General features: G+C 65.1%; 20 protein-coding genes. 7 read left to right on the forward strand and 13 right to left on the reverse strand.

Features of this window, described 5'->3' with window-relative positions; translation table 11 throughout:
• Positions 1-40: 40 nt before the first annotated feature.
• Positions 41-1,141: a tRNA epoxyqueuosine(34) reductase QueG gene (queG, locus tag NFI08_RS12405; protein WP_045993091.1), complete on the forward strand. Its 1,101-nt coding sequence runs from the start codon at positions 41-43 to the stop codon at positions 1,139-1,141.
• 65 nt (positions 1,142-1,206) lie between these two features.
• Here queG and orn read toward each other — a convergent pair whose 3' ends face one another.
• Complete coding sequence (orn, locus tag NFI08_RS12410; protein WP_108131452.1) at positions 1,207-1,818, reverse strand: oligoribonuclease; 612 nt, start codon at positions 1,816-1,818, stop codon at positions 1,207-1,209.
• Positions 1,819-1,910: 92 nt separating this feature from the next.
• Between orn and rsgA the strand changes: the two genes are divergently transcribed.
• The 3 genes from rsgA to asd all read left to right on the forward strand — a co-directional run bounded on the left by rsgA (position 1,911) and on the right by asd (position 5,004).
• Complete coding sequence (gene rsgA / locus NFI08_RS12415) at positions 1,911-2,942, forward strand: small ribosomal subunit biogenesis GTPase RsgA (protein ID WP_045993090.1); 1,032 nt, start codon at positions 1,911-1,913, stop codon at positions 2,940-2,942.
• Between the two features lie 90 nt (positions 2,943-3,032).
• Positions 3,033-3,863 (forward strand): sulfurtransferase, encoded by an 831-nt coding sequence (locus NFI08_RS12420; protein ID WP_045993089.1) that lies wholly within the window; start codon positions 3,033-3,035, stop codon positions 3,861-3,863.
• A 241-nt stretch (positions 3,864-4,104) separates the two neighbouring features.
• Positions 4,105-5,004, forward strand: a complete 900-nt coding sequence (asd, locus tag NFI08_RS12425; protein WP_108449815.1) for an archaetidylserine decarboxylase — start codon at positions 4,105-4,107, stop codon at positions 5,002-5,004.
• Positions 5,005-5,140: 136 nt separating this feature from the next.
• On the opposite strand, the gene epmA is transcribed toward asd, so the two are convergent.
• Positions 5,141-6,112 (reverse strand): EF-P lysine aminoacylase EpmA, encoded by a 972-nt coding sequence (gene epmA, locus NFI08_RS12430; RefSeq protein WP_349589699.1) that lies wholly within the window; start codon positions 6,110-6,112, stop codon positions 5,141-5,143.
• Between the two features lie 98 nt (positions 6,113-6,210).
• A complete protein-coding gene (gene efp, locus NFI08_RS12435; RefSeq protein ID WP_045994506.1) occupies positions 6,211-6,777 on the reverse strand; it encodes an elongation factor P in 567 nt (188 codons plus the stop codon).
• A gap of 105 nt (positions 6,778-6,882) precedes the next feature.
• Between efp and epmB the strand changes: the two genes are divergently transcribed.
• Together epmB and NFI08_RS12445 are read left to right on the forward strand one after the other, a co-directional pair.
• The gene (gene epmB, locus NFI08_RS12440; protein ID WP_349589703.1) at positions 6,883-7,920 is read left to right on the forward strand and encodes an EF-P beta-lysylation protein EpmB; all 1,038 of its coding nucleotides are present in this window, start codon (positions 6,883-6,885) and stop codon (positions 7,918-7,920) included.
• Between the two features lie 117 nt (positions 7,921-8,037).
• On the forward strand, positions 8,038-8,490 hold the full coding sequence (locus NFI08_RS12445; RefSeq protein WP_108449818.1) for an Xre family toxin-antitoxin system antitoxin: 453 nt from the start codon (positions 8,038-8,040) through the stop codon (positions 8,488-8,490).
• Positions 8,491-8,805: 315 nt separating this feature from the next.
• Here the strand turns inward: NFI08_RS12445 and leuA are convergent, their stop codons facing one another.
• Positions 8,806-10,512: a 2-isopropylmalate synthase gene (gene leuA / locus NFI08_RS12450; RefSeq protein WP_349589707.1), complete on the reverse strand. Its 1,707-nt coding sequence runs from the start codon at positions 10,510-10,512 to the stop codon at positions 8,806-8,808.
• Positions 10,513-11,119: 607 nt separating this feature from the next.
• On the opposite strand from leuA, the gene NFI08_RS12455 reads away from it, so the two are divergent.
• Entirely contained in the window at positions 11,120-12,460 is a 1,341-nt protein-coding gene (locus NFI08_RS12455) for a glycerophosphodiester phosphodiesterase family protein (RefSeq protein WP_349589710.1), read from the forward strand.
• A 202-nt stretch (positions 12,461-12,662) separates the two neighbouring features.
• Here NFI08_RS12455 and arcC read toward each other — a convergent pair whose 3' ends face one another.
• The 9 genes from arcC to pgi form a co-directional block, all read right to left on the reverse strand.
• Entirely contained in the window at positions 12,663-13,610 is a 948-nt protein-coding gene (gene arcC, locus NFI08_RS12460; RefSeq protein ID WP_349589713.1) for a carbamate kinase, read from the reverse strand.
• Positions 13,611-13,687: 77 nt separating this feature from the next.
• Entirely contained in the window at positions 13,688-14,698 is a 1,011-nt protein-coding gene (locus tag NFI08_RS12465) for an ornithine carbamoyltransferase (protein WP_349589716.1), read from the reverse strand.
• A gap of 75 nt (positions 14,699-14,773) precedes the next feature.
• The gene (gene arcA / locus NFI08_RS12470; RefSeq protein WP_045994512.1) at positions 14,774-16,030 is read right to left on the reverse strand and encodes an arginine deiminase; all 1,257 of its coding nucleotides are present in this window, start codon (positions 16,028-16,030) and stop codon (positions 14,774-14,776) included.
• A gap of 95 nt (positions 16,031-16,125) precedes the next feature.
• Positions 16,126-17,553, reverse strand: coding sequence for an arginine-ornithine antiporter (gene arcD / locus NFI08_RS12475; RefSeq protein ID WP_108449822.1), 1,428 nt, complete (start codon positions 17,551-17,553; stop codon positions 16,126-16,128).
• A gap of 407 nt (positions 17,554-17,960) precedes the next feature.
• Positions 17,961-19,184 (reverse strand): phosphoserine phosphatase SerB, encoded by a 1,224-nt coding sequence (gene serB, locus NFI08_RS12480; RefSeq protein WP_349589721.1) that lies wholly within the window; start codon positions 19,182-19,184, stop codon positions 17,961-17,963.
• Positions 19,185-19,240: 56 nt separating this feature from the next.
• A complete protein-coding gene (parC, locus tag NFI08_RS12485; RefSeq protein WP_045994515.1) occupies positions 19,241-21,496 on the reverse strand; it encodes a DNA topoisomerase IV subunit A in 2,256 nt (751 codons plus the stop codon).
• 88 nt (positions 21,497-21,584) lie between these two features.
• Positions 21,585-23,465, reverse strand: coding sequence for a DNA topoisomerase IV subunit B (gene parE / locus NFI08_RS12490; RefSeq protein ID WP_045994516.1), 1,881 nt, complete (start codon positions 23,463-23,465; stop codon positions 21,585-21,587).
• Positions 23,466-23,520: 55 nt separating this feature from the next.
• On the reverse strand, positions 23,521-24,159 hold the full coding sequence (locus NFI08_RS12495; protein ID WP_108131440.1) for a YqiA/YcfP family alpha/beta fold hydrolase: 639 nt from the start codon (positions 24,157-24,159) through the stop codon (positions 23,521-23,523).
• A gap of 85 nt (positions 24,160-24,244) precedes the next feature.
• Entirely contained in the window at positions 24,245-25,912 is a 1,668-nt protein-coding gene (gene pgi / locus NFI08_RS12500) for a glucose-6-phosphate isomerase (protein WP_045994518.1), read from the reverse strand.
• Positions 25,913-25,974 lie beyond the last annotated feature (62 nt).

Genomic DNA, 25,974 nt, shown 5'->3' on the forward strand with positions numbered 1-25,974 from the left:
AGCCGGGCTGTCTTGCCATTTGCCGGGTATGTCCTCATTTATGTCTGCATCGTCCCCGTCCACCGACGTCGACTTCAACGACCTGGCGGCGCGCATCCGCACCTGGGGGCGGGAGCTCGGCTTCCAGCAGGTCGGCATCACCGACGTCGACTTGAGCGACGACGAGGCTCACCTCGAGCGCTGGCTGGAAGCAGGTTTCCACGGCGAGATGGGCTTCATGGCCAAGCACGGCACCAAACGTACCCGTCCGGCCGAGCTCGAACCCGGCACCATCAGGGTCATCAGTGTGCGCCTGGATTATCTGCCGCCGGAGGTGGAGACCACCAAGGTGCTGGGGCAGCCCAGCCGCGCCTATGTGTCACGCTATGCCACCGGGCGTGACTACCACAAGCTGATGCGCAAGCGGCTACAGCGCCTGGCAAAGACCATCGAGGCGGAAGTCGGGGACTTCGGCTACCGCGCCTTCGTCGACTCGGCCCCGGTGATGGAGCGCGGCCTGGCGCGCAAGGCCGGTATCGGCTGGTTCGGCAAGAACGCCATGCTGCTCAATCCCAGAGCCGGCTCGATGTTCTTTCTCGGTGAGCTTTACACCGACCTGCCGCTGCCGGTGGACGAGCCATTCGAGCAGGAACACTGTGGCAGCTGCAGCGCCTGCCGCACCGCCTGCCCTACCGGCGCCATCGTCGAGGACAAGGTGGTCGACGCCCGCGCCTGCATTTCCTACCTGACCATCGAGCTGTTCGGCGCCATTCCCGAGCGCTATCGCGAGGCCATGGGCAATCGGGTGTTCGGCTGTGACGATTGCCAGTTGGTGTGCCCCTTCACCCGCTTCACACGGGCAAGCAGCGAACCTGACTTCGCGCCGCGCCACGATCTCGACCGGGTGGAGCTGCTGACCCTGTTCGGCTGGAGCGAGGAGGAGTTTCTCGAGCGCACCGCCGGCAGCCCGATTCGTCGTATCGGCTACGAACGCTGGCTGCGCAACCTGGCGGTGGGGCTCGGTAACGCCCCCTGGAGCGCCGCCATCGAACGCGCCCTGCTCACCCGCCTGGCCTATCCCTCCGAGCTGGTGCGCGAGCACGTACGCTGGGCGCTCGCCCGCCAGCGCCAGCGGCGCGCCGAGCTGATCACCTCTGCTTGAGCGTGTCGAGCCGAACGCCTCGAGCTGAACGCGCCCCTCGCCTCGAACCCGGCGTCAACTGCTGACTATTCCCCAGCCTTGAGGAACGTCTTGCGATAGTGCGCGAGTTCGGCGATGGATTCCTTGATGTCGTCCATGGCCAGGTGCACGTTGCGCTTGGAAAAGCCCTCCAGCGCCTGGGGGTTCCAGCGCTTGGCCAGCTCCTTCAAGGTCGAGACGTCGAGATTGCGGTAGTGGAAAAATGCCCACAGCTCGGGCATTTCGCGCTCCAGAAAGCGCCGGTCCTGGTGGATCGAGTTGCCGCACATCGGCGACGTTCCCGGGGCCACATGGGCTGAGAGAAACTCGAGCGTCCTGCGCTCGGCCTCGCGGGTATCGATCTGGCTCTTGCGCACCCGCTCGACCAGCCCGGAATTGCCGTGGGTACGGGTATTCCACTCATCCATGCCGGACAACAGTGCGTCGCTCTGGTGAACCGCGATCACCGGCCCCTCGGCGATGACATTGAGCTCGCCGTCGGTGACCAGGGTGGCCACCTCGATGATGCGTTCACGCTCCGGGTCGAGCCCGGTCATCTCCAGGTCGATCCAGATCAGGGCGTCGTTTCGCGGGCCGGTCTTGGCATCGTCAGGACGCGGGTTGAGGGTATCGTCGGGGCTGGCGCTGGCATCGGACATCGTCGCTTCCTTGATCAGGCGGTGGCCCTTGTCGGGACAGGGGCCGTGCGTGTAGGTACAATGCCGACCATTGTACCGACCATCGGGTGCTCATGAGCAAACGCAAGTTGAGCCGCCAGCAGCGCTGGCGCATCGAGAAGATCCAGGCCGAACGCGCCGAGCGCGCCGCCAGAAAGGCCGGCCAGGACGACGAGAAGCTTGCCGCCGGCGAATACGGCGCCGAGCGCGACGGCCGAGTGATCGCTCACTTCGGACGGACCCTGGACGTCGCCAGCCGTGCCGGCGAGACGCCCACCCGCTGCCATCTGCGCGCCAACCTCGAGGGCCTGGTCACCGGAGACCGCGTCATCTGGCGGGCCGGCGAGGACGGCAGCGGCGTGGTGGTGGCCCGAGGCGAGCGCGACAATGTGCTCGAACGCCCGGATATGCGCGGGCTACTCAAGCCCGTGGCGGCCAATATCGACCAGATACTGATCGTCTTCGCGGTGGAACCCGAGCCCCACGCCGGCCTGATCGATCGCTACCTGGTGGCGGCCGAGGCCACCGGCATCACCCCGGTGCTGGTACTCAACAAGACCGACCTGCTGCCCGACGAGGGCGGCGAACTGCGCGGGCTGCTCGATCGCTACCGCGGCATCGGCTACCAGGTGGTGGCCACCTCCACCGAGGTCGACGGCGGACTCGACGCCCTCTACGCCCAGCTCGCCGACCGCACCTCGGTATTCGTCGGCCAGAGCGGGGTCGGCAAGTCCTCACTGATCGACCGCCTGCTGCCCGACGAACAGTTGCGCATCGGCGCGCTGTCGGAGGACTCGCGCAAGGGTCGCCACACCACCACCACCGCCCAGCTCTACCACCTGCCCGCACCGGACGAGAGCCTGGCCTCGGGCGAGCTGATCGACTCCCCCGGCATCCGCGAGTTTGGCCTCACTCACCTGACAGAGCGCGAGGTCACCGAGGGCTTTATCGAATTCGCCCCTTACCTCGGCCTGTGTCGCTTCCGCGACTGCCGCCACCGGCAGGAGCCGGGCTGCGCCATTCGCGACGCCATCGACGAGGGGGCGATTCACCCCGAACGCTTTGCCAGTTATCGTCGTATCGTCGATAGTCTGGATAGCCAATAGGGAAACGCCAGTAGCGTCCCCTCGCGAAGTGCCAGGCGCCAGACACAGCGCCCGCCCCTTTCATCCGTGTGGATCCGCCAGGAGAGAACCATGAGCTCAGAAGACAATCTGTTGCCCTTGATCGCCGAGCCCGAGGAACTCGCCGGCGTGCTGGATCACGAGGACATCCTGGTGATCGACGTGCCGCTGAAGGCGGAAAGCTACGCCGAGGGCCATGTGCCCGGCGCGATCTTTCTCGACCATCGTCGTCTGCTGAAAGGTTCCGGCGACGTCCCCAACGACGTCCCCGATGAAGAGGCCCTGTCACAACTGTTCTCGTCGCTGGGCCTGACCCGGGACACCCACGTGGTCGCCTACGATGATGAGGGCGGCGGCTGGGCCGGGCGCCTGCTGTGGACCCTGGAGCTGATTGGCCACAAGCGCTATTCCTACCTGAATGGCGGCATTCACGCCTGGCGTGACGAGGGTCTGCCCCAGTCCACCGAAGACCATGCGCCGAAGCCCTCGGACTACCAGGCCGAGGTCCTCAATCCCGAGGTCGCGATCGACCGACTCGAGCTTGAAGAGCGCCTGGGCAGCGACAACTTCGCCATCTGGGATGCCCGCTCCGTCGACGAGTTCGATGGCAACAAGGGCCAGAACCGGCACCTCGGCCACCTGCCCGGAGCGGTCAACATGGAGTGGACCGACGCCATGGACCGTGAACGCTCACTTCGCCTGCGCGACTACGCCGAGCTGATCACCGAACTGGGCGCCATGGGTATCACCCCGGATATGGAAGTGGTCACTCACTGCCAGACCCATCATCGCAGCGGCTTCACCTGGCTGGTAGGCAAGGCACTGGGGTTCGAACGCATGCGTGCCTACCCGGGCTCGTGGAAGGAGTGGGGCAATCGCGACGATACCCCCATCGAACACTGACGCCCTTGCTCCTCTGCCCATCTAGGGCTTGTCTGAAAAGTGTCTGCGCTCGGTAATGCGGCGTTAAAAATCGGATCAAAATGCTCATTTACACCACGTAAACTGCGCTTTCTCACCGATTTTTGCCTTATCTAACCTTCGCTCGTCGACTTTTCGGACTGAGCCTAGGGCACTTGATTGCACCAGCGGCGCGGCCGTGAGGCCGCGTGCGCGTCATTGACCACCCGGAGATCGTCCCTTCGTGACCCTCGCCAAGCTGTTTTCCCTGATCCAGTACCCCATCCCCCACCACCTGCTGTCGCGCCTGGTCGGCCTGCTTGCCGACTGTCGTATCGGCTGGCTCAAGAACCTGTTGATCCGCGCCTTCATCAAGCGCTTCAAGGTCGACATGAGCCAGGCGGTGGAATCGGACCCCAGGGTCTACCCGAGCTTCAACGCCTTCTTCACCCGGGCGCTGGCGGCCGGCGCCCGCCCGCTGGAAGACGGCCTGTTGTGCCCCGCCGACGGCACCCTGTCCCAATGGGGCGCCATCGACCATGGCCGGCTGGTCCAGGCCAAGGGCCATCGCTTCAGCATGACCGAGCTGCTCGGCGGCGACCCCAGGGCGGCCACCCGCTACCAGAGCGGCAGCTTCGCCACCGTCTACCTGTCGCCCAAGGACTACCACCGGGTGCACATGCCGCTTGCCGGCACCCTGACCGAGATGGTCTACGTGCCCGGGCGCCTGTTCTCGGTCAACGACGCCACCACCCGCCACGTCCCGGGCCTGTTCGCCCGCAACGAGCGGCTAGTGTGCCACTTCGAGACCGAACACGGCCCCATGGTGCTGGTGCTGGTGGGCGCGATGATCGTCGCCGCCATTGAAACGGTGTGGGCCGGCCAGGTGACACCGCAGTCCGGCCGGGTCGAGCGTGTCCGCTTCGATCGCCCGATTCACCTCGCCAAGGGCGCCGAGATGGGCCGCTTCAAGCTCGGCTCCACCGTGGTCATGGCCTTCGCCGAAAAGGTCGACTTCGATGCCTTGAGCGGCAAGGCCGGCAGCCCCGTCGCGGTGAGCATGGGCCAACGCCTGGGCGGCGAGCCGGGAACTAGCGCAACAGCGGCGACGGCAGACGGCGAAGCGACCACCAGCGCGGACTGAAGCGCCAAGGCGTATTGGTAACACCTTTGACAGAGGCGGCTATGGCCGCCCTTCTTGGCGTAGCTGTCAGGTCCCGGATGATTGCATGATCCGGACGCTGTCTGGATCACCACCCCACGAGGTGCCCAGCCCCCCCTCAACAGCGCGGGGTGGGAAAGGCGATCACTTCTTCAAGACGCGACTTGCCCAGCGCCAGCTGGATCAGCCGGTCGAGCCCCAGGGCGACCCCGCTGCCCTCGGGCATGCCGGCGCCCAGCGCCGCCAGCAGGCGCTCGTCGACGTCGACCTCGGCAAGGCCTTCCTCACGCCTGGCGCGATTGTCGTCGGCGAAGCGTACGCGCTGTTCGTCCACATCGGTCAGCTCGTCGTAGCCGTTGGCAAGCTCGAGCCCGTTTAGATAGACCTCGAAGCGCGAGGCCACCCAGGCGCCGTCGCGGGGGTCCTGGTGACGCCTGGCCAGCGCCGCCTGGCTGGCCGGATAGTCCAGCACCACGTCGATGCCGTCGCGGCCTAGCTCGGGCTCGATGACGAGGCTCATCAGCAGGTCGAGACACTCATCCCGCGGCGCCTCACCCATGTCGAGGCCACCGCGCTCACCGGCAAGACGGCGAAGCGATGCGAGATCCACGTCGAAGGGGTCGATATCCAGCACCTCGCCAAACAGCTCGCGATAGCGACGCTTTCGCGTCGGGCCAGGATCGAACGGCAGCACCTCGCGGATCAGCGCCTGGGTTTCTTCGATCAAAGCATCGAGACTCCAGCCCGGGCGATACCACTCCAGCATGCTGAACTCGATATTGTGGCGGCGTCCCACCTCGCCGTCGCGAAAGCTGCGGGCGATCTGGAAGATCGGCCCACTGCCGGCCGCCAGCAGGCGCTTCATGTGTAATTCCGGCGACGTCTGCAACCACAGGGTCTCGCTGCCCGCCGGGGTGACGGCTTGGCAAGACAGCGACGCCAGGTGCACGTCGGTGCTGCCGCCGTGACCGAGACAGGGGGTCTCCACCTCGAGCACACCGCGCTCGACAAAGAAGCCGCGCACCCGCTGCATCAGCACGGCGCGACGGCGCAGGGTGTCCAACGAGGCCGTGGGTTGCCAGTCTGTCATCGTTCGTTCCTTACCACTTGCCCAAACGACAAAGGCCACGCGATCGCGTGGCCTTTGTCTGTATCTCGATCTGCCGATCCGGGGATATCGCCCTCGCCTCAGGCGCGGGAGACGTAATCACCGCTACGGGTGTCGATCTTGAGCACTTCGCCCTGGTTGATGAACAGGGGAACGCGCACCACCGCGCCGGAGGACAGGGTCGCCGGCTTGGAGCCGCCCTGGGCGGTGTCGCCCTTGAGGCCCGGGTCGGTCTCGACCACTTCCAGCTCGATGAAGTTGGGCGGGGAGACCGAGATGGCGTTGTCGTTCCACAGGGTCACGGTGTACACCACCTGCTCCTTGAGCCACTTGTCGCTGTCGCCCAGGGCCTTCTTCTCGACGGCGTACTGCTCGAAGGAACCGTCGGTCTTCATGAAGTACCACATGTCACCGTCGGTGTAGAGGTACTCCATGTCCAGATCCATGACGTCGGCGCCTTCCAGCGACTCGCCGGACTTGAAAGTACGCTCCCACACGCGGCCGGTCATCAGGTTGCGCAGCTTCACGCGGTTGAAGGCCTGGCCCTTGCCGGGCTTGACGAATTCGTTCTCGACGATGGCACAGGGGTCACCGTCGAGCATCACCTTCAGACCGCCCTTGAATTCGTTGGTAGAATAGTTCGCCATGAGATCTCGTTCCTTTCGGTGCCCGGCCCGGCCATCGGCTCAGAGCGGCACTCAACTGACATTTTGCGAGGACAAGCCCCTCGCACGCATCGATGGATGGCCCGCATGATAACCCGAAGCTCGACGCTTTTGCATTGCTCTGCCCCGGATGAGCCGGGACTTCCCGCCCCCGGCGGCTGGCAGCGCCAGCTGGCCGGCGCCATTCGTGACCCGCGCGAGCTGTGCCGCCGCCTGGGGCTCGACGCCTCCCTGATCCCCGGCGCCGAGGCCGGCCACTCCCTGTTCGAGGTGCGTGTGCCCGAGGCCTTTGCCGCGCGCATGCGCCACGCAGACCCGGACGACCCCTTGCTGCGCCAGGTGCTGCCCCTGGATGCCGAGCAGACAAGCCCTGAGGGCTACGTCACCGATCCGCTCCAGGAGGCCCAGCACACCGCCCGTCGCGGCCTGATCCACAAGTACGCCGGACGGGTACTGCTGATCACCAGCCCCGCCTGCGCGATCAATTGCCGCTACTGCTTCCGTCGCCACTTCCCCTACCAGGAAAACGCGCCCTCACGCAGCCAGTGGGACGACACCCTGGACTACCTGCGCGAGGACGACACCCTGCGCGAGGCGATCCTGTCCGGTGGCGATCCGCTGGCCGCCAGCGATCGCCAGCTGGCCTGGCTGGTCGAGCGGCTCGACGCCATCCCCCATCTCAAGCGACTACGCCTGCATACCCGGCTGCCGGTGGTGATCCCCGATCGCGTCGACGGCCCCCTGCTCGAGTGGCTCACCGGCACCCGCCTGCAGAAGGTCATGGTGCTGCATATCAACCACGCCAACGAGATCGACGAGGCCGTCGCCGGCGCCTGCGCGCGGCTCAAGCAGGCCGGCGTGACCCTGCTCAACCAGAGCGTGATCCTCAAGGGAGTGAACGACTCGGTAGATACGCTGGAAGCGCTCTCGGAGCGGCTATTCGAGGCTGGCGTACTGCCCTACTACCTGCACGCCTTCGACCCGGTGTCCGGGGCAGCCCACTTCGACGTGGCCGACGCCCGCGCCAACGCCCTGGTCGACGAGTTGCGCACCCGCCTGCCCGGCTTCCTGATGCCGACCCTGGTCCGCGAGATCCCCGGCGAAGCCAGCAAGACGCCGTTGTAGCTGTGACGCAATCGTCAAAGTACGCTGGTTATCAGGCCCGTCGTGGGGCGAGGGAAGCTGCAACAGCCTCTCGTCCTCTTTTGTGATATCGACCGATGCCACAAGGAAAGGTGAAACATGAAGTCTGCCATCAAGGTTTTCCGACCGAAGCAGGCCGACCACAAAAGTGACCTCTGGCACGCCATTGGGCTTCCCCGGCGAGGCCCGCAACTGCACGAAGCGTTAAGAAATGGTGTCGCCTACGAGGTGTACTCCATGCTCGCCTCCTTCACGGGGTTAGGAAAGCAGGACCTGAGACGCTTTGTCGCCATCTCCCCCACCACACTGAGGCGTCGAGCGACGACTGGCCGCTTCACCGTGGACGAGGGCGACCGGCTTTATCGTGTTGCCGAGGTATACCACTGCGCCATTGATCTGTTCGAGGGTGACACGCAGCAGACTAACCAGTGGCTGCTTACCCCTGCCCCTGGTCTTGGAAACACGCGGCCGGTAGATATGGTGGTGACATCGGCTGGTACAGCTGCCGTGCTGAACCTGATTGGACGGCTCGAGCACGGCGTCTGCGTGTGAGTATCGCTCATGACAGACACTCGCCTTGCGAAAGCAGTTAATCCACAACGTCGGTGACGAATCTCGCGGTGCCAAGCGTCATCGTGCCGAGGGAAACGAACTACCTGATCAACCCGGCGCATGTCAGCTTCAAGGCGATGGTCGATAAAGCCCGAGAGATGCCCTTCGCTCCCGATAAACGTCTTTAGTAACGACTGCTGGTGACCCACTCCGCAGAACGCCCCTCCCTGGACCACACCAAGCATGCTGCAAAAAAACCGCCCCCGGGGTCTCCCCCGGGGGCGGTGCGTTTACGCCAGTTGCCAGCGGCGCGGATCAGGCCACGCTGTCGGCGGTGACGTTGGGCGCCACCTCTTCGGTGGACAGGCAGCGGTTGATCGCGCTCATCACACCCTTGATCGAGGCGCTGGTGATGCTCTCGTCGGTACCGACGCCGAACACCGCCTCGCCCTTGACCCGGACCTCGACGTAGGCGATCGCCTCGGCGTCGGCGCCCTGACCGCGGGAGTGCTCGTGGTAGTCGATGATCTCGATGTCGTGGCCTTCGCTGCGCAGCGCCTTGACGAAGGCCGCCAGCGGGCCGTTGCCTTCGCCGCTGATGGTGTGGCGCTCACCGTCCTTGGCGATGCAGGCTTCCAGCGTCACCGTCGGGCTGTCCGGCTCGGACGACAGACGGTGGCTGACCAGGCTGTAGGGCTCGGTCTTGGCCAGGTACTCGTCGACGAAGGTCTGGTAGATCATCGCCGAGGTGATCTCCTTGCCGACCCGATCGGCCACCTCCTGCACCACCAGGCTGAACTCCATGGACAGCCGGCGCGGCAGTTCGATGCCGTGCTCCTGCTCCAGCAGGTAGCTGACGCCGCCCTTGCCGGACTGGCTGTTGACGCGGATCACCGCCTCGTAGCTGCGGCCAACGTCGAGCGGGTCGATGGGCAGGTAAGGCACCGCCCAGACGCTGTCGGGGTCTTCCTTGCGCAGCGCCATGCCCTTCTTGATGGCGTCCTGGTGGGAGCCGGAGAAGGCGGTGAACACCAGATCGCCGACGTAGGGATGACGCGGGTGGACCGGCAGCTGGTTGCAGTGCTCGACCTCGCGCATGATCGGAGTGATGTTGGAGAAGTCGAGGCCCGGATGGACGCCCTGGGTGTAGAGGTTCATCGCCAGGGTGACGATGTCGACGTTGCCGGTGCGCTCGCCGTTGCCGAACAGGGTGCCCTCGACCCGGTCGGCACCGGCCATCACCGTCAGTTCGGCGGCGGCCACACCGGTACCACGGTCATTGTGGGGGTGGACGCTGACGATCAGGTGATCGCGGTGCTCGACGTTGCGGCAGAACCACTCGATCTGGTCGGCGTAGTTGTTGGGGGTGGCGCACTCCACCGTGGCCGGCAAATTGACGATCATCTTGTTGTCGGCGCTGGCCCCGAAGGTCTCGCTCACGGCATTGACGATCTCCACCGCAAAGTCCATCTCGGTGGTGGTGAACAGCTCCGGAGAATACTGGAAGGTCCAGTTGGTCTCGGGGGCCGCCTTCATCAGGTCACGGATCTGGGTGGTGGCATCGACCGCGATCTGGATGCACTGGGACTTGTCGACATTGAATACCACGCGACGGAACACCGGATCGGTGGCGTTGTAGACGTGAACGATGGCGTTCTTGGCGCCCTTGAGCGATTCAAAGGTGCGCTCGATCAGATGCGGACGGGCCTGGGTCAGTACCTGGATGGTGACGTCGTCCGGGACCTTGTCTTCCTCGATCAGGCTGCGCACGAAGTCGAAGTCGGTCTGGGAGGCGGAGGGGAAGCCCACCTCGATCTGCTTGAAGCCAATCTTGACCAGCAGATCGAAGAAGCGCTGCTTGCGCTCCTGGTCCATCGGATCGATCAGCGCCTGGTTACCGTCGCGCAGATCGACGCTGCACCACTGGGGCGGGGTCTCGATGCGCTGGCTGGGCCACTGCCGATCAGGCAGGTCCACGGCCACGAAGGGGCGGTACTTGGTCGAAGGGTCCTTGAGCATCATGGCGTTTTCTCCGGAATAGGGTGTGTCGAGCGAAGCGTTATTGGAAGGCCTGTTGGGCGGCCCGGCCAGCGCCTTGTGAGCAAAGGCCAGGTAAAAACGGCGACGCCCCGCTCGCCAGAGGCGAGCGGGGCGTCATAAGTCGTTCCAGGACCGAGACGATAGCGACCACGACAATTCGCGCACCGGCGATCCGTACATCGTCGCAACGACGAGAGCGGACACCACAGGTGGCGTGACGGGACGGGTTCATGGTGGGGCACTGGGTACTGACGGACATCTTGCAACCTCGACTCAACCTGACTGGTGGCGATCCTGCCGGCGACGCAAGCACAAAGGGCGTCGCCACGCGCATTCAAACGCGTAGTAGTAGTCGTAGGTCGAGGTGGCGAGATGTCATGTTCATGCGCTCTAGAAAATCAGTCTTCAGCGACGTTGTCAACTGCGGTGCGCCAGCACGGGCGCCAAGAGCGCTCGCTGTCATGTGAATGTCCTCGAGCCGGACTAGGGTAATAGAGCGATTCCGGCGCCCCGGAACCATCGTAATCTCTGACAACACCACCAGACTCGTGCTGATGGTTCAGCATGGCTGACACAAAGGAGACGCTCCATGGATGCCCATCACCACCGCCGCCCCGCTCCCCTCGCCGCGTTACTGTCATGCGCGATCACTGCCATCGCGCTCTGCGGGGCCAGTGTCGCGCCCGCCATGGCCGAGGACAACGCCTCCAACGCCAGCGCTTCTTCCTCCCTGCCGGTCAGTCTGGGCCCCCGCCCCTACTTCCTGATCGACGACATGGACGAGGACAATGCCCAGTCCGCGGAGCTCAAGGCGACCCTTGAGCAGTGCGCGGCCAACCTTGAGCAGCCCACCCGGAGCGACTTTTCCATCGGCCACCGCGGCGCCCCCCTGATGTTCCCCGAGCACACCCGGGAATCCTACCTGGCCGCCGCGCGCATGGGCGCTGGCGTGCTCGAGTGCGACGTGGCCTTTACCGAAGACAAGGAACTGGTCTGCCGCCACTCCCAGTGCGACCTGCACGGCACCACCAATATCCTCGAGACCGAGCTTGCCGAGCAGTGCAGCGTGCCACCGACCTTCGATGCCGATGGCAAGTTGACCAACGCCGCCGACGTCCAGTGCTGCACCAGCGACATCACCCTGGCCGAGTTCAAGACCCTGGAAGGCCGCATGGACGGCGTCGACACCAGCGCCGACACCCTGGAGGCCTACCTGGCCGGCAACCCGCGCTGGCGCACCGAGCTCTATGCCGATCGCGGCACCCTGATGAGCCACGCCGAAAGCATCGCGCTGTTTCAGGACCTGGGCGTCAAGATGACCCCGGAGCTGAAGACACCGAGCGTCGAGATGCCCTTCGACGGCATGAGCCAGCAGGACTATGCCCAGAAGCTGATCGACGAGTACGTCGAGGCCGGCGTGCCCGCAGAAGACGTCTTTCCCCAGTCGTTTCTGCTCGATGACGTGCGCTACTGGGTCGACAACACCGAGTTCGCCGACCAGGCGGTGTACCTGGACGATCGCTATGACGTGGAAGGCTTCGACGTGACCGACCCCGCAAGCTGGGAGCCGTCGATGCAGGAGCTGGCCGATATGGGAGTGAAAATTCTGGCCCCGCCGATGTGGATGCTGCTGGCCGAGGGGGACAGCGAAGACCGGCCCATCGTGCCATCGGTCTACGCCGAGAAGGCCAAGGAGGCAGGACTGGAGCTGATCGCCTGGTCCTTCGAGCGCTCGGCGCCGCTGACCCGTGACGGTGCCTGGTACCACCAGACCATCGACAATGTCGTCGACAACGATGGCGACAAGATGGTGGCGCTTGACGTGATGGCCCGCGATATCGGGGTCAAGGCGGTGTTCTCTGACTGGCCGGCGGCGGTCACCTTCTACGCCAACTGCATGGCCGACGAGTTGGCAAATAAGCGGCAATGACCACCAGCGAACCTGGTCGGAACGCATAAAAACGGCCGGGTGGATAACCACCCGGCCAGAACGCCTTCCGTGGCGTTGGCGCCCCTAACGCCATTCCGAGGGCTCCATCCTAACGATCGTCAACCTGGAGAGCGCTCCCCCATCGGCGGTAGCCAGCCGCCTCCAGACGAGGGCAGGCAACCAGGCATGTCCCGCTCCTCCTTCAAGGAGTCGTCGTCTCCTTGGCGAAGCTTATGCCGGTGGCCCTGATACTCACCCGAGTGCCGGCGTGGCCTGCGACGATAGCCTCGATATCGGCCAGCGCCCCGATAACTGCCGTCTTGCCGCTTGAACGAGCAAACTCACAGGCCGCCTGCACCTTGGGCCCCATGGATCCTGCGGCAAAACCCTGGGCTTCCAGGCTATCGGGATCGGCCATCGCCACCCGACGGCTATGCGGGGTCCCCCAGTCCAGATAGACCCCGTCCACATCGGTGGCGATGATCAGAAGATCGCTGGCGAGTTGCTGTGACAACAGCGATGAGCACAGGTCCTTGTCGATCACCGCCTCGATGCCCTCGAGCTTGCCATCCTCCCCGTAGACCGTGGGGATGCCGCCACCGCCGGCACAGATCACCACGGTGCCCTTCTCCAGAAGCCAGCGCAGCGGGCGAATCTCGAAGATCCGCCTGGGTCTAGGGCTCGGCACCACCCGGCGGTAGTGATCGCCGTCTCGCGCCATGGTCCAGCCCTTGAGCTCTGCCAGCCGGCAGGCCTCGTCGCGCTGGTAGATGGGGCCTATGGGCTTGCTCGGCTGCTGGAAGGCCGGGTCATCGGCGTCCACCTCGACCTGGGTCAACAGCGACGCAAAGGGCACCTCCGGCGGCAACAGGTTGCCGAGTTCCTGCTCGATCATGTAACCGATCATGCCTTCGGTCTCGGCACCCAGCACATCCAGAGGAAAGGCGTTGTCCTCGTCGTAGGCTGCTCCTTGCAGGGCCAAAAGGCCCACCTGGGGCCCGTTGCCATGGGCAATCACCAGCTCGTTGCCTGATGCGATGCGCGCGATCTGCTCGCAGGCGATACGAATGTTGGCGCGCTGGGCCTCGCCGTTCATGACCTCGCCACGCCGCAACAGGGCGTTGCCACCAAGGGCAATCGTGATACGCATAACAGTGTCCTTCCCGTTCGGGGTTGCTGGCGGCCCAGGGGCCGCCAGGCTATCTTGCCGATCCGTTGGTACGTGGCTTACACATCGCCAAGGGTCGAGACCATCACCGCCTTGATCGTATGCATGCGGTTCTCCGCCTGTTCGAAGGCGATGCAGGCCGGTGACTCGAACACCTCCTCGGTGACCTCGATGCCGTCCTTCAGCATCGGGTACTGCTCAGCGACCTGGCGCCCCACCTTGGTGTCACAGTTGTGGAAGGCCGGCAGGCAGTGCATGAGCTTGACCCTGGGGTTGCCGGCGGCCTCCATCAGCGCCTTGTTGACCTGGTAGGGCAGCAACTGGTCGATGCGCTCGGCCCAGGCCTCCACCGGCTCGCCCATGGACACCCAGACGTCGGTGTGGATGAAGTCGACGCCCCTGACCGCCTCGCGGGGGTCCTCGGTCAGGCAGATGCGCGCGCCGCTGTCCTCGGCGAAGCGTCGGCAGTTGGCCAGATGCTCCTCGTCCGGCCACAGCGAACGTGGCGCGGCGATCCGCACGTCCATGCCCAGCTTGGCGCCGATCAGCAATAGCGAGTTGCCCATGTTGTTGCGGGCATCACCCAGGTAGGCGAAGGATATCTGGTGCAACGGCTTCTCGGCGTGCTCGCGCATGGTCAGGACGTCGGCGATCATCTGGGTCGGGTGGTACTCGTCGGTCAGGCCGTTGTAGACCGGCACCCCGGAGAACGCCGCCAGCTCCTCGACCACCTCCTGACTGAAGCCGCGGTACTCGATGGCGTCGTACATGCGCCCCAGTACCCGGGCGGTGTCACGCATGGACTCCTTGTGCCCGATCTGGGACGAGGTGGGATCGATGTAAGTGACGTTGGCGCCCTGGTCATAGGCGGCCACCTCGAAGGCGCAGCGGGTCCGGGTGGAGGTCTTCTCGAAGATCAGGGCGATGTTCTTGCCCTTGAGTCGCTGGGCCTCGCAGCCGCTGTACTTGGCCCGCTTGAGGTCCCGCGACAGGTCCAGCAGGTAGCGCAGCTCGCGCTCGGAGTGATGCATCAGCGACAGCAGGTGACGGTTGTGGATATTGAAGGACATGAGGGTCTCCTTGACGGCCACCAGGGCAGCCGTCGATTCACAGTTAAAGAAGCGAAGTAACGCGTAACGACGTCGTCAGAAGTCGACGGGATCTCGCTGAATCGGACAGGTCATGCAGTGACCGCCGCCTCGCCCACGGCCCAGTTCACTGGCGCTGATGGTGATCACCTCGACCCCGGCCTTGCGCAGCAGGGTGTTGGTGTAGGTGTTGCGGTCATAGCCGACTACCACGCCTGGCTCCAGGGCGACCACATTGTTGCCGTCGTCCCACTGTTCGCGCTCGGCCTCGAAGCTGTCTCCACCGGTCTCCACCACTCGCAGTTTCGGCAGCCCCAGCGCCTCGGCCACCACCTCGATGAAGCTCCCCTTCTCGCGGCGCACGTCGATGCCACTGGGTTTGCTCTCGTCGGGGCGCAGACTGAAGGGAACGATGTCCTTGACCACGTCAGGGAAGACCGTCACCAGGTCGCGATCGCAGAAGCTGAAGACGGTGTCCAGGTGCATGGCGGCACGCGACCGGGGCAGTCCCGCCACGATCACCCGTTCGGCCTCGCCGGCCCGGAACAGGGCGCTCGCCACCTGACCGATGGCCTGGTGCGAGGTGCGCTCGCCCATGCCGATCAACACCACGCCATTGCCCACCGGCATCACGTCGCCGCCCTCCAGGGTGGCCGAACCGTGGTCCTGGTCGGGATTGCCGTACCACACCTTGAAGTCGGCGCCGGCGAAGCGCGGGTTGAAGCGATAGATCGCCGAGGTCAGCAGCGTCTCCTGGCGGCGGGCCGGCCAGAACATCGGATTGAGCGTCACCCCGCCGTAGATCCAGCAGGTGGTATCCCGGGTGAACAGGGTGTTGGGAAGCGGTGGCAGCACGAAGCTGGACTGGCCCAGATAGTCGCGGAAGGTCTTGAGGGTCTCGCCTCCGTGGCTCTCGGTGATGTCGGCCCAGGACACCCCGCCGATCAGGAACTCGGCCAGACGCCGTGGCTCCAGTTCACTGAGCCAGGCGCGGACCTCATCGGCAAGGCCGAAGCCGACCAGGTTGGAGGTCACCTTGCGCTCGAGAATCCAGCGCATGGCGTCGCGATTTTCGAGGGTTTCGGTGAGCAGGTTGTGCATCTCGAGCACTTCGATGTCACGCTCGCGCATCTTGGTCACGAAGTCGAAGTGGTCACGCTTGGCCTGGTTGGTCCACAGCACATCATCGAACAGAAGGTCATCACAGTTGCTGGGGGTCAGTCGCTGATGAGCAAGCCCTGGCGAGCACACCATGACCTTGCGAAGCTTGCCTACCTCGGAATAGACACCCAATCGTGAAGATCCACTTTTCATTCTGTTTCTCCTTCCCTTTTGCGGGACTGTCACTACCGCATCATCAATGAACCTGACCGCTGTAACATGTTGAACATCGAGGTCTAACTACATAACTACAGACTCAACCACCCCTGATAGAGCCCCAGCGTGGCCACCAGCGCCGAGGCGATAGTGACTGCGAAGATAATCTTCTCGATGGGGGTAAAGACCTTTTCATCACGCTCGCTCTTGGCCTTGTAGAAGAACACGGCACCAGGGGCGTAAAGCAGCGCCGACAGCAACAGATAGTCGATACCGCCGGCAAACAGCAGCCAGATCGCGTAGAGGGTAGCCAGGCCGCCGACAAACAGATCCTTGCGGCGTACCTCAGGCTCCTTCTCGTAGGTTTCCCCCTTTACCGCGAGCAACAGGGCGTAGGCCGCCGACCACAGGTAAGGCACCAGGATCATCGAGCTTGCGAGGTAAAGAAGGCTCAGGTAGGTGGACTCGTTGACCAGCGTCAGCAGCAGAAAGAGCTGGATCAGGCCGTTGGAAAGCCACAGGGCGTTGACCGGCACCTTGTTGGCGTTTTCCTTGCTCAACAGTTCAGGCATGGTGCCGTCGCTGGAGGCCGCGTGAAGAATCTCGGCGCACAGAAGTGTCCAGGACAGCAAGGCGCCGAGCAGCGAGATCACCAGGCCCAGGCTGATCAGATGACCGCCCCAGGGGCCGACCACCTGGCTCAGCACCAGCGCCATGGACGGGTTCTTGAGCTCGGCGAGTTCCGGCTGGCTCATGATGCCCATGGACAGCACATTGACCATCACCAACAGCAGAAGCACACCGACAAAGCCGATCACGGTGGCGCGCCCGACATCGCGACGATCGCGAGCCTTGGCGGAATAGATGCTGGCGCCCTCGATACCGATAAATACCCAGACGGTGACCAGCATCATGTTGCGAACCTGGTCCATCACGCTGCCAAGATCGGCGTTGCCGGTACCCCAGAAGTCCATGGTGAAGACGTCCAGGTGAAACCCGATGGCGGCCAGCACGATGAACATGATCAGCGGGACGATCTTGGCGATGGTGGTCACCAGATTGATGAAGGCCGCCTGCTGGATTCCCCTGGCCACCAGGAAGTGAACGGCCCACAACAGGATCGATGCACAGCCGATGGCCGCCGGCGTATTACCCTCGCCGAAGATGGGGAAGAAGAAGCCCAGGGTGCTGAACAACAGAACGAAGTAGCTGACATTACCGAGCCAGGCACTGATCCAGTAGCCCCAGGCGGAAGAGAAGCCAAGATAGTCGCCGAAACCGGCCTTGGCGTAGGCATAGATGCCGGCGTCGAGTTCCGGCTTGCGATTGGCCAGGGTCTGGAAGACGAACACCAGTGCCAGCATGCCGACCGCGGTAATTCCCCAGCCGATCAGCACCGCCCCTGGTGCGGCGCTCGCCGCCATGTTCTGCGGAAGCGAAAAGATACCGCCCCCGATCATCGAGCCGACGACCAGCGCGAGCAAGGCGCCGAGTCTCAGCTTTCCTGTGTCATTTTCCATGGGAAGGGTTTCCTCGTGGGGACCAAAAGTTTGCCAATTCAGGCTACTCTCTTTTTGGCCCCGTGAGGCTACCGAAACCGCCGTACACACCTCTCTGCTGACTCGTGTCAACTACGCCTTTCGACGTACATAATAACGACCCCGATCAGGTTATATCGCTCCACCACCACTGTTTGATCTCGGCCGCTTGCAACGACCTTTCCCTCGGAGTTGCGGTCAATGGCTCGTCCTGAGCGAGGGAACTTTGCTTCGCGGGTGCCTGCAGCGCCATGTCGCTACCAGGTTCGCGACAGCATCCAGGCTCGCTGGACCGAGTGGGAATGGGAGACACAAAAAAAGGGAGCCCTGGGCTCCCTTGCAGTAGAAGTAAACATCGCGTCCAAGCGGCGATGTCGATGTCGTCTGGACTATTCGTGGCCCGGCGCCTGGCATGAAAGATCCGCCTGGCGATAGCCGATCAGATAGAGCACGGCGTCAAGCCCCAGGGTCGAGATGCTCTGACGGGCCTGGGCACGCACCAGCGGCTTGGCCCGAAAGGCGATACCGAGTCCGGCGGCGGCCAGCATCTTGAGATCGTTGGCGCCATCGCCCACGGCGATGGTCTGTTCCATGGCGATCCCCTCGCGCTGGGCGATCTGGTGCAACAGCGCGGCCTTGCGATCGGCATCGACGATCGGCTCGCGCACCTCGCCAGTGACCTTGCCGTCCTCGATCACCAGCTCGTTGGCATGGATCTCGTCGAAGCCCAGCCGCTGTTGCAGATGTCGGGCGAAGTAGGTGAAGCCGCCGGACAGGATGGCGGTGCGGTAGCCCAAGCGCTTGAGCTGGGCCATCAACTGTTCCACCCCGTCCATCAGCGGCAGCTCTTCGGCGATCTCGGCCAGCACCGACTCGTCCAGGCCCTTCAGCTTGGCCATGCGCTCACGGAAGCTCTGCTGGAAGTCGAGCTCACCGCGCATGGCCCGCTCGGTCACCTCGGCCACCTCGTCGTAGACCCCGTGGCGGCGCGCCAGCTCGTCGATGACCTCGGCCTTGATCAAGGTCGAGTCCATGTCGAAGCACACCAGGCGACGGTGGGTGCGCCAGATGGAGTCTTCCTGCAGGGCGATATCGACCCCGTGGGTCGCACCCAGCGCCAGCGCCTTCTCGCGCAGCGACTCAAGGTCCACGTCCTCGCCGCGCAGCCAGCACTCGACGCAGCTACCCTGGGCCGGCGCCTCGCCGTCCAGCGGCTCGCGCCCGGACAGGCGATGGATCAACTCCACCGTCAAGCCGTGCTCGGCGGTCAGTGCCCCTACCTCGGCCAGGATGCCGGCGGGCAGTCGCGGCGCCAGCAGGGTCATGATCAGGCGCGGCTGACTCGCGGTCTCGCTCCAGCGATGGTACTCCTCGGCGCTGATCTGGATCGCCTGGACGTCCAGGCCCAGCTCATCGCCGGCGCCCGACAGGGCGCCTTCCAGGTCGGCCTCGTGGTCAAGCGCTACCAGCGCCTCCAGCGAGACGATACCGAAGGTCACGCTCTGGTTGATGTCCAGAAGGCGCGCGCCGCTGCGGGCCAGGATCCGCCCCAGGCCGGCAAGCTGACCGGGCCGGGCCCGGCCGGTGGCGCGCATCAGGATTCGTCGTGTCATGATGTGTCTTCCTTGGGCACCCGCAGCAACCGGCGGGCGCCGTACCGTCGTAAGGGTTACGCCTCGAGGCGCTCGAGCCGGTCGACCTTCTGCAGCCCGCGTGGCAGCTTGCTGCCTCGCCGTCCGCGATCTCCCCGATAGTAGTCGAGCTCACCGTTCTTGAGCGACAGCTTGCGCTTGCCGGCGTGCACCACCAGGGTATCCCCTGGCGCCAGCACCACCAGGCCGCGCACAAACTCTTCGCGCCGGGCCGCCCGCGCGCCGGGAATATCCAGCATCTTGTTGCCCTTGCCCTTGGACATCTCCGGCAACTGGTCCAGCGGGAACAGCAGCAGTCGGCCTTCGTTGGAGACCGTGGCCACGGTCAATTCCTCGGCCGCCGGCAGCTCCACCGGGGGCAGCACATTGCAGCCCTTGGGCAGGCTCAGCACCGCCTTGCCGGAACGGTTCTTGCCGGTCAGGTCCTCGAGCCGGGCGACGAAGCCGTAGCCGCCGTCGGAGGCCAGGAGGAAGCGGGCGTCCCCCGGTGCCAGCATGACGCCGGCCATGTGCGCGCCGGCCACCACGTTGACCTTGCCGGTGACCGGCTCGCCCTGGCCACGGGCACTTGGCAGCTGGTGGGCCGGCAGGGTGTAGGCCCGGCCGGTGTCGTCGAGCAGCACCAGCGGCTGGTTGGTCTTGCCTCGCGCGGCCAGGTGGAAGGCGTCGCCGGCCTTGTAGGACAACCCGGAGGGGTCGATATCGTGACCCTTGGCGGCACGAATCCAGCCCTTCTCGGACAGCACCACCGTCACCGGATCGGCGCCCACCAGTTCAACCTCGGACAGCGCCCTGGCCTCCTCGCGCTCGACGATCGGCGAGCGGCGCTCGTCGCCGTGCTCCTCAGCGGCCTTGCGCAGCTCCTGCTCGATCAGGTCGGTCATCGCTGCCTCGTTGCCGAGCAGCTCTTCAAGACGCTTGCGCTCCGCCTCGAGCTCGTCCTGCTCGGTGCGGATCTTCATCTCCTCGAGCTTGGCCAGGTGGCGCAGGCGCAGCTCCAGGATCGCCTCGGCCTGACGGTCGGTCAGACCGAAGGCTGCCATCAGCGCGCTCTTGGGCTCATCCTCCTCGCGGATGATGCGGATCACCTCATCGATATTGAGGTAGGCGATCAACAGGCCTTCGAGCAGGTGCAGGCGGTCGTTGACCTTGCCCAGCCGGTGTTCGAGGCGACGGCGCACCGTGGTGCGACGGAAGTCGAGCCATTCACCGAGCAGCTCAGGCAGCGGCATCACCCGCGGGCGGCCGTCGAGGCCGATCACGTTCAGGTTGACCCGTACGTTCTTCTCGAGGTCGGTGGTGGCGAACAGGTGCGCCATCAGCGACTCGATATCGACCCGATTGGAGCGCGGTTCGATCACCAGACGGGTCGGCTCCTCGTGGGTCGACTCGTCACGCAGGTCGGCCACCATGGGCAGCTTCTTGGCCTGCATCTGCGCCGCGATCTGCTCCAGTACCTTGGCCCCGCTGACCTGGTAGGGCAGCGCGGTGATCACCACCTGGCCCTCTTCCTGCTCGTAGCGGGCGCGCATCTTGACGCTGCCGCGACCGCTCTCGTAGAGCTTTCGAAGGTCCGCGCGCGGGGTGATGATCTCCGCCCGGGTGGGGAAGTCCGGGCCAGGCAGGTGCGCCATCAGGTCGGCGGTGGTGACGCCGGGATTGCGCAGCACCTCGCAGGTGGCCTCGACCACCTCGCGCACATTGTGGGGCGGAATATCGGTGGCCATGCCCACGGCGATGCCGGTGCCGCCATTGAGCAGCACGTGGGGCAGACGTGCCGGCAGCACCACCGGCTCGTTCATGGTGCCATCGAAGTTGGGCGCCCAGTCCACGGTGCCCTGGCCGAGTTCGCTGAGCAGTACCTCGGCGAACTTCGACAGCCGCGCTTCGGTGTAGCGCATGGCGGCGAAGGACTTGGGATCGTCCGGGCTACCCCAGTTGCCCTGGCCGTCCACCAGCGGATAGCGATAGCTGAACGACTGGGCCATCAGCACCATGGCCTCGTAGCAGGCGCTGTCGCCGTGGGGGTGAAACTTGCCGAGCACGTCGCCGACGGTACGCGCCGACTTCTTGTACTTGGCGTTGGCGTTCAACGCCAGCTCGCGCATGGCGTAGATGATGCGCCGCTGCACCGGCTTCATGCCGTCGCCGATATGGGGCAGGGCCCGGTCGAGAATGACGTACATCGAATAGTCGAGGTAGGCCTTCTCGGTGTATTCGCGCAGGGACAGTCGCTCGACGTCGCCCTCCGCCACCTCAATGTCCAGAGTCATGATCCCTCGTTCTCAATCCTGGTCGCCTGAACCGACGACGTGAAATCCGGGAGCGTCACTGCGTGCAAGTCACCGCGATGGCGGCCCGTCACACTTCGATATCCGCCAGGTTGCCGTAGTCCTCGAGCCAGCTCTTGCGGTCCGAGGCGCGCTTCTTGGCCAGCAGCATGTCCATCATCTCCATGGTGCCGTCGCCCTCCTCCCGGGTCAGCTGCACCAGCCGCCGGGTCTCCACCGCCATGGTGGTCTCGCGCAGCTGCAGCGGGCTCATCTCGCCAAGGCCCTTGAAGCGCTGCACGTTGGGGGTGCCGCGCTTGCCTTCCAGCTTGCGCAGGATGGCCGCCTTCTCGCTCTCGTCCAAGGCGTAGTAGACCTCCTTGCCAAGGTCGATGCGGTAAAGCGGCGGCATGGCGACGAAGACGTGGCCGGCGTCGACCAGCGACGGAAAGTGGCGCACGAACAGCGCACACAGGAGGGTGGCGATGTGCAGCCCGTCGGAGTCGGCATCGGCGAGGATACAGATCTTGTGATAGCGCAGCTTGGACAGGTCGGCACTGGCCGGGTCGGCGCCGATGGCCACGGCGATGTCGTGGACCTCCTGGGAGCCGTAGATATCGTGGGAATCGACCTCCCAGGTGTTGAGGATCTTGCCGCGCAGCGGCAGGATCGCCTGGGTCTCGCGGTTGCGCGCCTGCTTGGCGCTGCCTCCGGCGCTGTCACCCTCGACCAGAAACAGCTCGCTCAAGGCCGGGTCCTGGCCACTGCAGTCGGCCAGCTTGCCGGGCAGCGCCGGGCCGGAGGTGACCTTCTTGCGCGCCACCTTCTTCGAGCTCTTCTGGCGCCGCTGGGCGGCGCTGATCACCAGCTCGGCCAGGGCCTCGGCCTGGTCGACGTGGTGGTTGAGCCACAGCGAGAAGGCGTCCTTGACGACGCCGGAGACGAAGCCCGCCACGGTGCGTGACGACAGCCGCTCCTTGGTCTGGCCGGCGAACTGCGGATCGAGCATCTTCACCGACAGCACGTAGGCGACCCGCTCCCACAGGTCCTCGGCGGTCAGCTTGACCCCGCGCGGCAGCAGGCTGCGGTACTCGCAGAATTCCTTGAGTGCCTCGAGCAGCCCCGAGCGCAGGCCGTTGACGTGGGTGCCGCCCTGGGCGGTGGGGATCAGGTTGACGTAGCTTTCCATCAGCGAGTCGCCGCCTTCGGGCAACCACTGAATCGCCCAGTCCACCCCCTGCTCGTCGTCGGCGAAGTGTCCGACGAAGGGCGAGCTCGGCAGCACCTCGTAGCCGTCGGTGGTCTGGGCCAGATAGTCGCGCAGACCGTCCGCGAACTGCCAGGTGGTGGCGGTGCCGTCGGCTTCCACCAGCTCCACCTTGAGCCCGGGGCAGAGTACCGCCTTGGCCCGCAGCAGGTGCTTGAGCCGTCCCACCGCCAGGTTGGGGCTGTCGAAGTAGCTGGTATCCGGCCAGAAGCGCACCAGGGTGCCCTTGGCACGCTTGGCGGCGGTGCCGATGACGTGCAGGTCCTCGACCTTGTCGCCGTGCTCGAAGGCCATGGCGTGGCGCTCGCCGTCGCGCAGGACCTCGACCTCGAGGCGTCGCGACAGGGCGTTGACCACCGACACCCCGACCCCGTGCAGGCCGCCGGAGAAGCGGTAGCTCGACGAGGAGAACTTACCGCCGGCGTGCAGCCGAGTCATGATCAGCTCGATCCCCGATACCCCATGCTCCGGGTGAACGTCGATGGGCATGCCGCGACCGTTGTCCGTCACCTCGATGCCGCCGTCGTCCCGCAGTACCACGCGGATCTCGTTGGCGTGTTCGGCGAGCGCCTCGTCGACGCTGTTGTCGATGACCTCCTGGACCAGGTGATTCGGACGGGAGGTGTCGGTGTACATGCCGGGGCGCTTGCGAACGGGCTCCAGCCCGGAAAGCACCTCGATCGAACTGGCACTGTATTGGGTCATGCGTGGTCCATCATCAGGATGACTGGGATCGTCTTTGCGCCGTCGACTGAACGGCTCACTCGGCCGGTACCGGCGCCACTCGCCCGGGCGCCAGGGCGTGACCACCGTGGGCGAACACCGCCGGCAGGTAGTCGGCCAGGGCATTGAAGCCGTGCTCGCCGCCGGGATGCAGGATCGCCTTGGCCCCGCGGTAGGCGGCGAAGGCGTCGGCGCTGTCCAGCGTCTCGTCCTCGGTCACCAGCAGCAGCAGATAGCGCCCGGGGGTCACCACCTCCGGCGTCATCTCGGCGATCTGGTCGCGGTGGCCCTGCTCGACCACGAAGCGCTCACCGGTGTAGGCGTTGACGAAGCTCTCGCCGAGCATGGTGTCGACCAGCCTGGCCGGTCGCACCGCCGGATTGACCAGTACCGCCGGCAGCTCATGGCGCTCTGCCAGCACCGTGGCCAGAAAGCCGCCCATGGAGCTGCCCATCAGCATCGGGCTGGGCCCCAGCCGGGGTAACAGCGATTCGGCGAGCCGCAGGGCGTCGGCCGCCTGCGAGGACAGGTCCGGGGTCTCGCAGGGAAGCCCCAGCTCCGCACAGGCGGCCTTGATCAGCCGCGCCTTGGGCGAGGCGCCGGCACTATTGAATCCATGCAGGTAGAGCACGCCGCTCGCTGCGGCAGCACTCGACGCTGTTGATGGGCTCAGCATAACGGAAAACCTGTATAAATGGCCAGTTTTCGACCCTCCCCTGCGCCTGCAGGGGCGCTGTCGCCATCACGCATGCCAACGGCCATCAGTCCCGCGCGGCTTGCCAGGTGGCCTCGATCAGCCCACGGGTGGAGTCATCCATCGCCTCCAGGCCCTGGCGCCCCTCGATGATGTCACGGGTCTCGTTGGCGATCTTCTTGCCCAGTTCAACGCCCCACTGGTCGAAGGGATTGATGCCCCAGATGGTGGCCTGGACGAACACCTTGTGCTCGTAGAGGGCGATCAACGCGCCCAGGGTCTGCGGGGTCAACCGCTCCAGCAGCAGGGTGGTCGAGGGCTGGTTGCCACGATAGCGCTTGTGCTCGGGCCTGGGACCGTCATCGGCGATGGCGTCGTCTCCGAGCATCAATACACGGGACTGGGCGAAGCAGTTGGCCAGCGTCAGCCGGTGCTGGCCCATCAGGTGCTCGCGGGTGGCCGGATCCTCGACGTCATCGTAGCGGGCCAGCGGCGCGATAAAGTCGCACTCCACCGCCTGGGTGCCCTGGTGCAGCAACTGGTAGAAGGCGTGCTGGGCGTTGGGCCCGAGCTGGCCCCACAGCACCGGACAGGTGGAGTAGTCGACGATATCGCCGTCGTTGGTCACCGACTTGCCGTTGGACTCCATCTCGAGCTGTTCGAGGTAGGCAGCGAAGTATTCCAGGCGTCCGTCGTAGGGCAGAATCGAGTGGGCACGGATATCCAGGAAGTTGTTGTTCCAGATACCGGCCAGCGCCAGCAGCACCGGCAGATTGTCCTCGAGCGGCGCCTTCTGGAAGTGCACGTCCATGGCGTGGGCGCCGGCCAGGAAGTCGCGGAAGCCGTCCATGCCGATGACCAGGGCGATGGGCAGGCCGATGCCACCCCACAGCGAGTAGCGCCCGCCGACCCACTCCCAGAACTCGAGCTGGTGGTCGCAGGCGATGCCCCACTCGGCCATCTTGTCCGGGCTTGCCGAGACACCGATAAAGTGCTGGCGCAGCACCAACTCGCGATCCACGCCCTCCTGGCGCGCCTCGACCAGCCGGGACAGCAGCCAGTCCCGCGCGGTGTTGGCGTTTGACAGGGTATCGATGGTGGTGAAGGACTTCGACGACAGCACGAACAACGTGGTCTCGGGGTCGAAGCGCATCAGGTAGTCGACCAGCTGGGAGCCGTCCATGGTCGAGGCGAAGTGGACCTCGACCGGATGGGTATCCGCCGGGCGATAGTCGGCCAGGGCGTGGGTCACCATCAACGGCCCCAGGTCGGAGCCCCCGACCCCCAGATTGACCACGTCGCGGATCGGCTTGCCGGTGGCGCCGCGCCACTGGCCGGAATGGAAGCGCTCGACCATGGTCGCCATCTTGTCCAGGGTGGCGTGCACCGCCGGCACCAGATCCTCGCCTTCGACCACCAGAGACGCATCCTGCGGCAGACGCAGCGCGGTATGCAGCGCAGGGCGGTCCTCACTGACATTGACCCGCTCACCGGCCAGCAGGCGACGGATGGCGTCGGGCACGCCGGCCTCGTCGGCCAGCGCCAGCAGATCCTCGAGGGTCTGTTGGTCCCAGCGCTGCTTGGACAGGTCGAGTTTCAGCCCCGCAGCCTCGTGGCTGAAGGTGGCAAATCGCCCGGCATCCTCGCGAAACATGTCGCACAGGTGCCGCTTGCCGACTTCCTGTGCCTTCTGCTTCAACGCCTGCCAGGCCGGCGTTTGATCGATCGATGGCATGATTCCTCTCCTTGGGCCCTGTCTGGTGGGCAAAGCTGGGCCGAACGGCGACGGCAAGCCTC

Source organism: Halomonas sp. EF61 (assembly GCF_040147045.1).
GTDB lineage: Bacteria > Pseudomonadota > Gammaproteobacteria > Pseudomonadales > Halomonadaceae > Halomonas > Halomonas litopenaei.

What these genes read in the sequence shown, in the direction of transcription:
- NFI08_RS12455 (WP_349589710.1), top strand. Translation starts at nt 11,120, where the DNA reads ATGGATGCCCATCACCACCGCCGCCCCGCTCCCCTCGCCGCGTTACTG.
- epmA (WP_349589699.1), bottom strand. Translation starts at nt 6,112, where the DNA reads ATGACAGACTGGCAACCCACGGCCTCGTTGGACACCCTGCGCCGTCGC.
- arcC (WP_349589713.1), bottom strand. Translation starts at nt 13,610, where the DNA reads ATGCGTATCACGATTGCCCTTGGTGGCAACGCCCTGTTGCGGCGTGGC.
- arcD (WP_108449822.1), bottom strand. Translation starts at nt 17,553, where the DNA reads ATGGAAAATGACACAGGAAAGCTGAGACTCGGCGCCTTGCTCGCGCTG.
- leuA (WP_349589707.1), bottom strand. Translation starts at nt 10,512, where the DNA reads ATGATGCTCAAGGACCCTTCGACCAAGTACCGCCCCTTCGTGGCCGTG.
- rsgA (WP_045993090.1), top strand. Translation starts at nt 1,911, where the DNA reads ATGAGCAAACGCAAGTTGAGCCGCCAGCAGCGCTGGCGCATCGAGAAG.
- orn (WP_108131452.1), bottom strand. Translation starts at nt 1,818, where the DNA reads ATGTCCGATGCCAGCGCCAGCCCCGACGATACCCTCAACCCGCGTCCT.
- arcA (WP_045994512.1), bottom strand. Translation starts at nt 16,030, where the DNA reads ATGAAAAGTGGATCTTCACGATTGGGTGTCTATTCCGAGGTAGGCAAG.
- serB (WP_349589721.1), bottom strand. Translation starts at nt 19,184, where the DNA reads ATGACACGACGAATCCTGATGCGCGCCACCGGCCGGGCCCGGCCCGGT.
- NFI08_RS12495 (WP_108131440.1), bottom strand. Translation starts at nt 24,159, where the DNA reads ATGCTGAGCCCATCAACAGCGTCGAGTGCTGCCGCAGCGAGCGGCGTG.
- epmB (WP_349589703.1), top strand. Translation starts at nt 6,883, where the DNA reads ATGATAACCCGAAGCTCGACGCTTTTGCATTGCTCTGCCCCGGATGAG.
- efp (WP_045994506.1), bottom strand. Translation starts at nt 6,777, where the DNA reads ATGGCGAACTATTCTACCAACGAATTCAAGGGCGGTCTGAAGGTGATG.
- NFI08_RS12445 (WP_108449818.1), top strand. Translation starts at nt 8,038, where the DNA reads ATGAAGTCTGCCATCAAGGTTTTCCGACCGAAGCAGGCCGACCACAAA.
- parC (WP_045994515.1), bottom strand. Translation starts at nt 21,496, where the DNA reads ATGACTCTGGACATTGAGGTGGCGGAGGGCGACGTCGAGCGACTGTCC.
- NFI08_RS12465 (WP_349589716.1), bottom strand. Translation starts at nt 14,698, where the DNA reads ATGTCCTTCAATATCCACAACCGTCACCTGCTGTCGCTGATGCATCAC.
- parE (WP_045994516.1), bottom strand. Translation starts at nt 23,465, where the DNA reads ATGACCCAATACAGTGCCAGTTCGATCGAGGTGCTTTCCGGGCTGGAG.
- queG (WP_045993091.1), top strand. Translation starts at nt 41, where the DNA reads ATGTCTGCATCGTCCCCGTCCACCGACGTCGACTTCAACGACCTGGCG.
- NFI08_RS12420 (WP_045993089.1), top strand. Translation starts at nt 3,033, where the DNA reads ATGAGCTCAGAAGACAATCTGTTGCCCTTGATCGCCGAGCCCGAGGAA.
- pgi (WP_045994518.1), bottom strand. Translation starts at nt 25,912, where the DNA reads ATGCCATCGATCGATCAAACGCCGGCCTGGCAGGCGTTGAAGCAGAAG.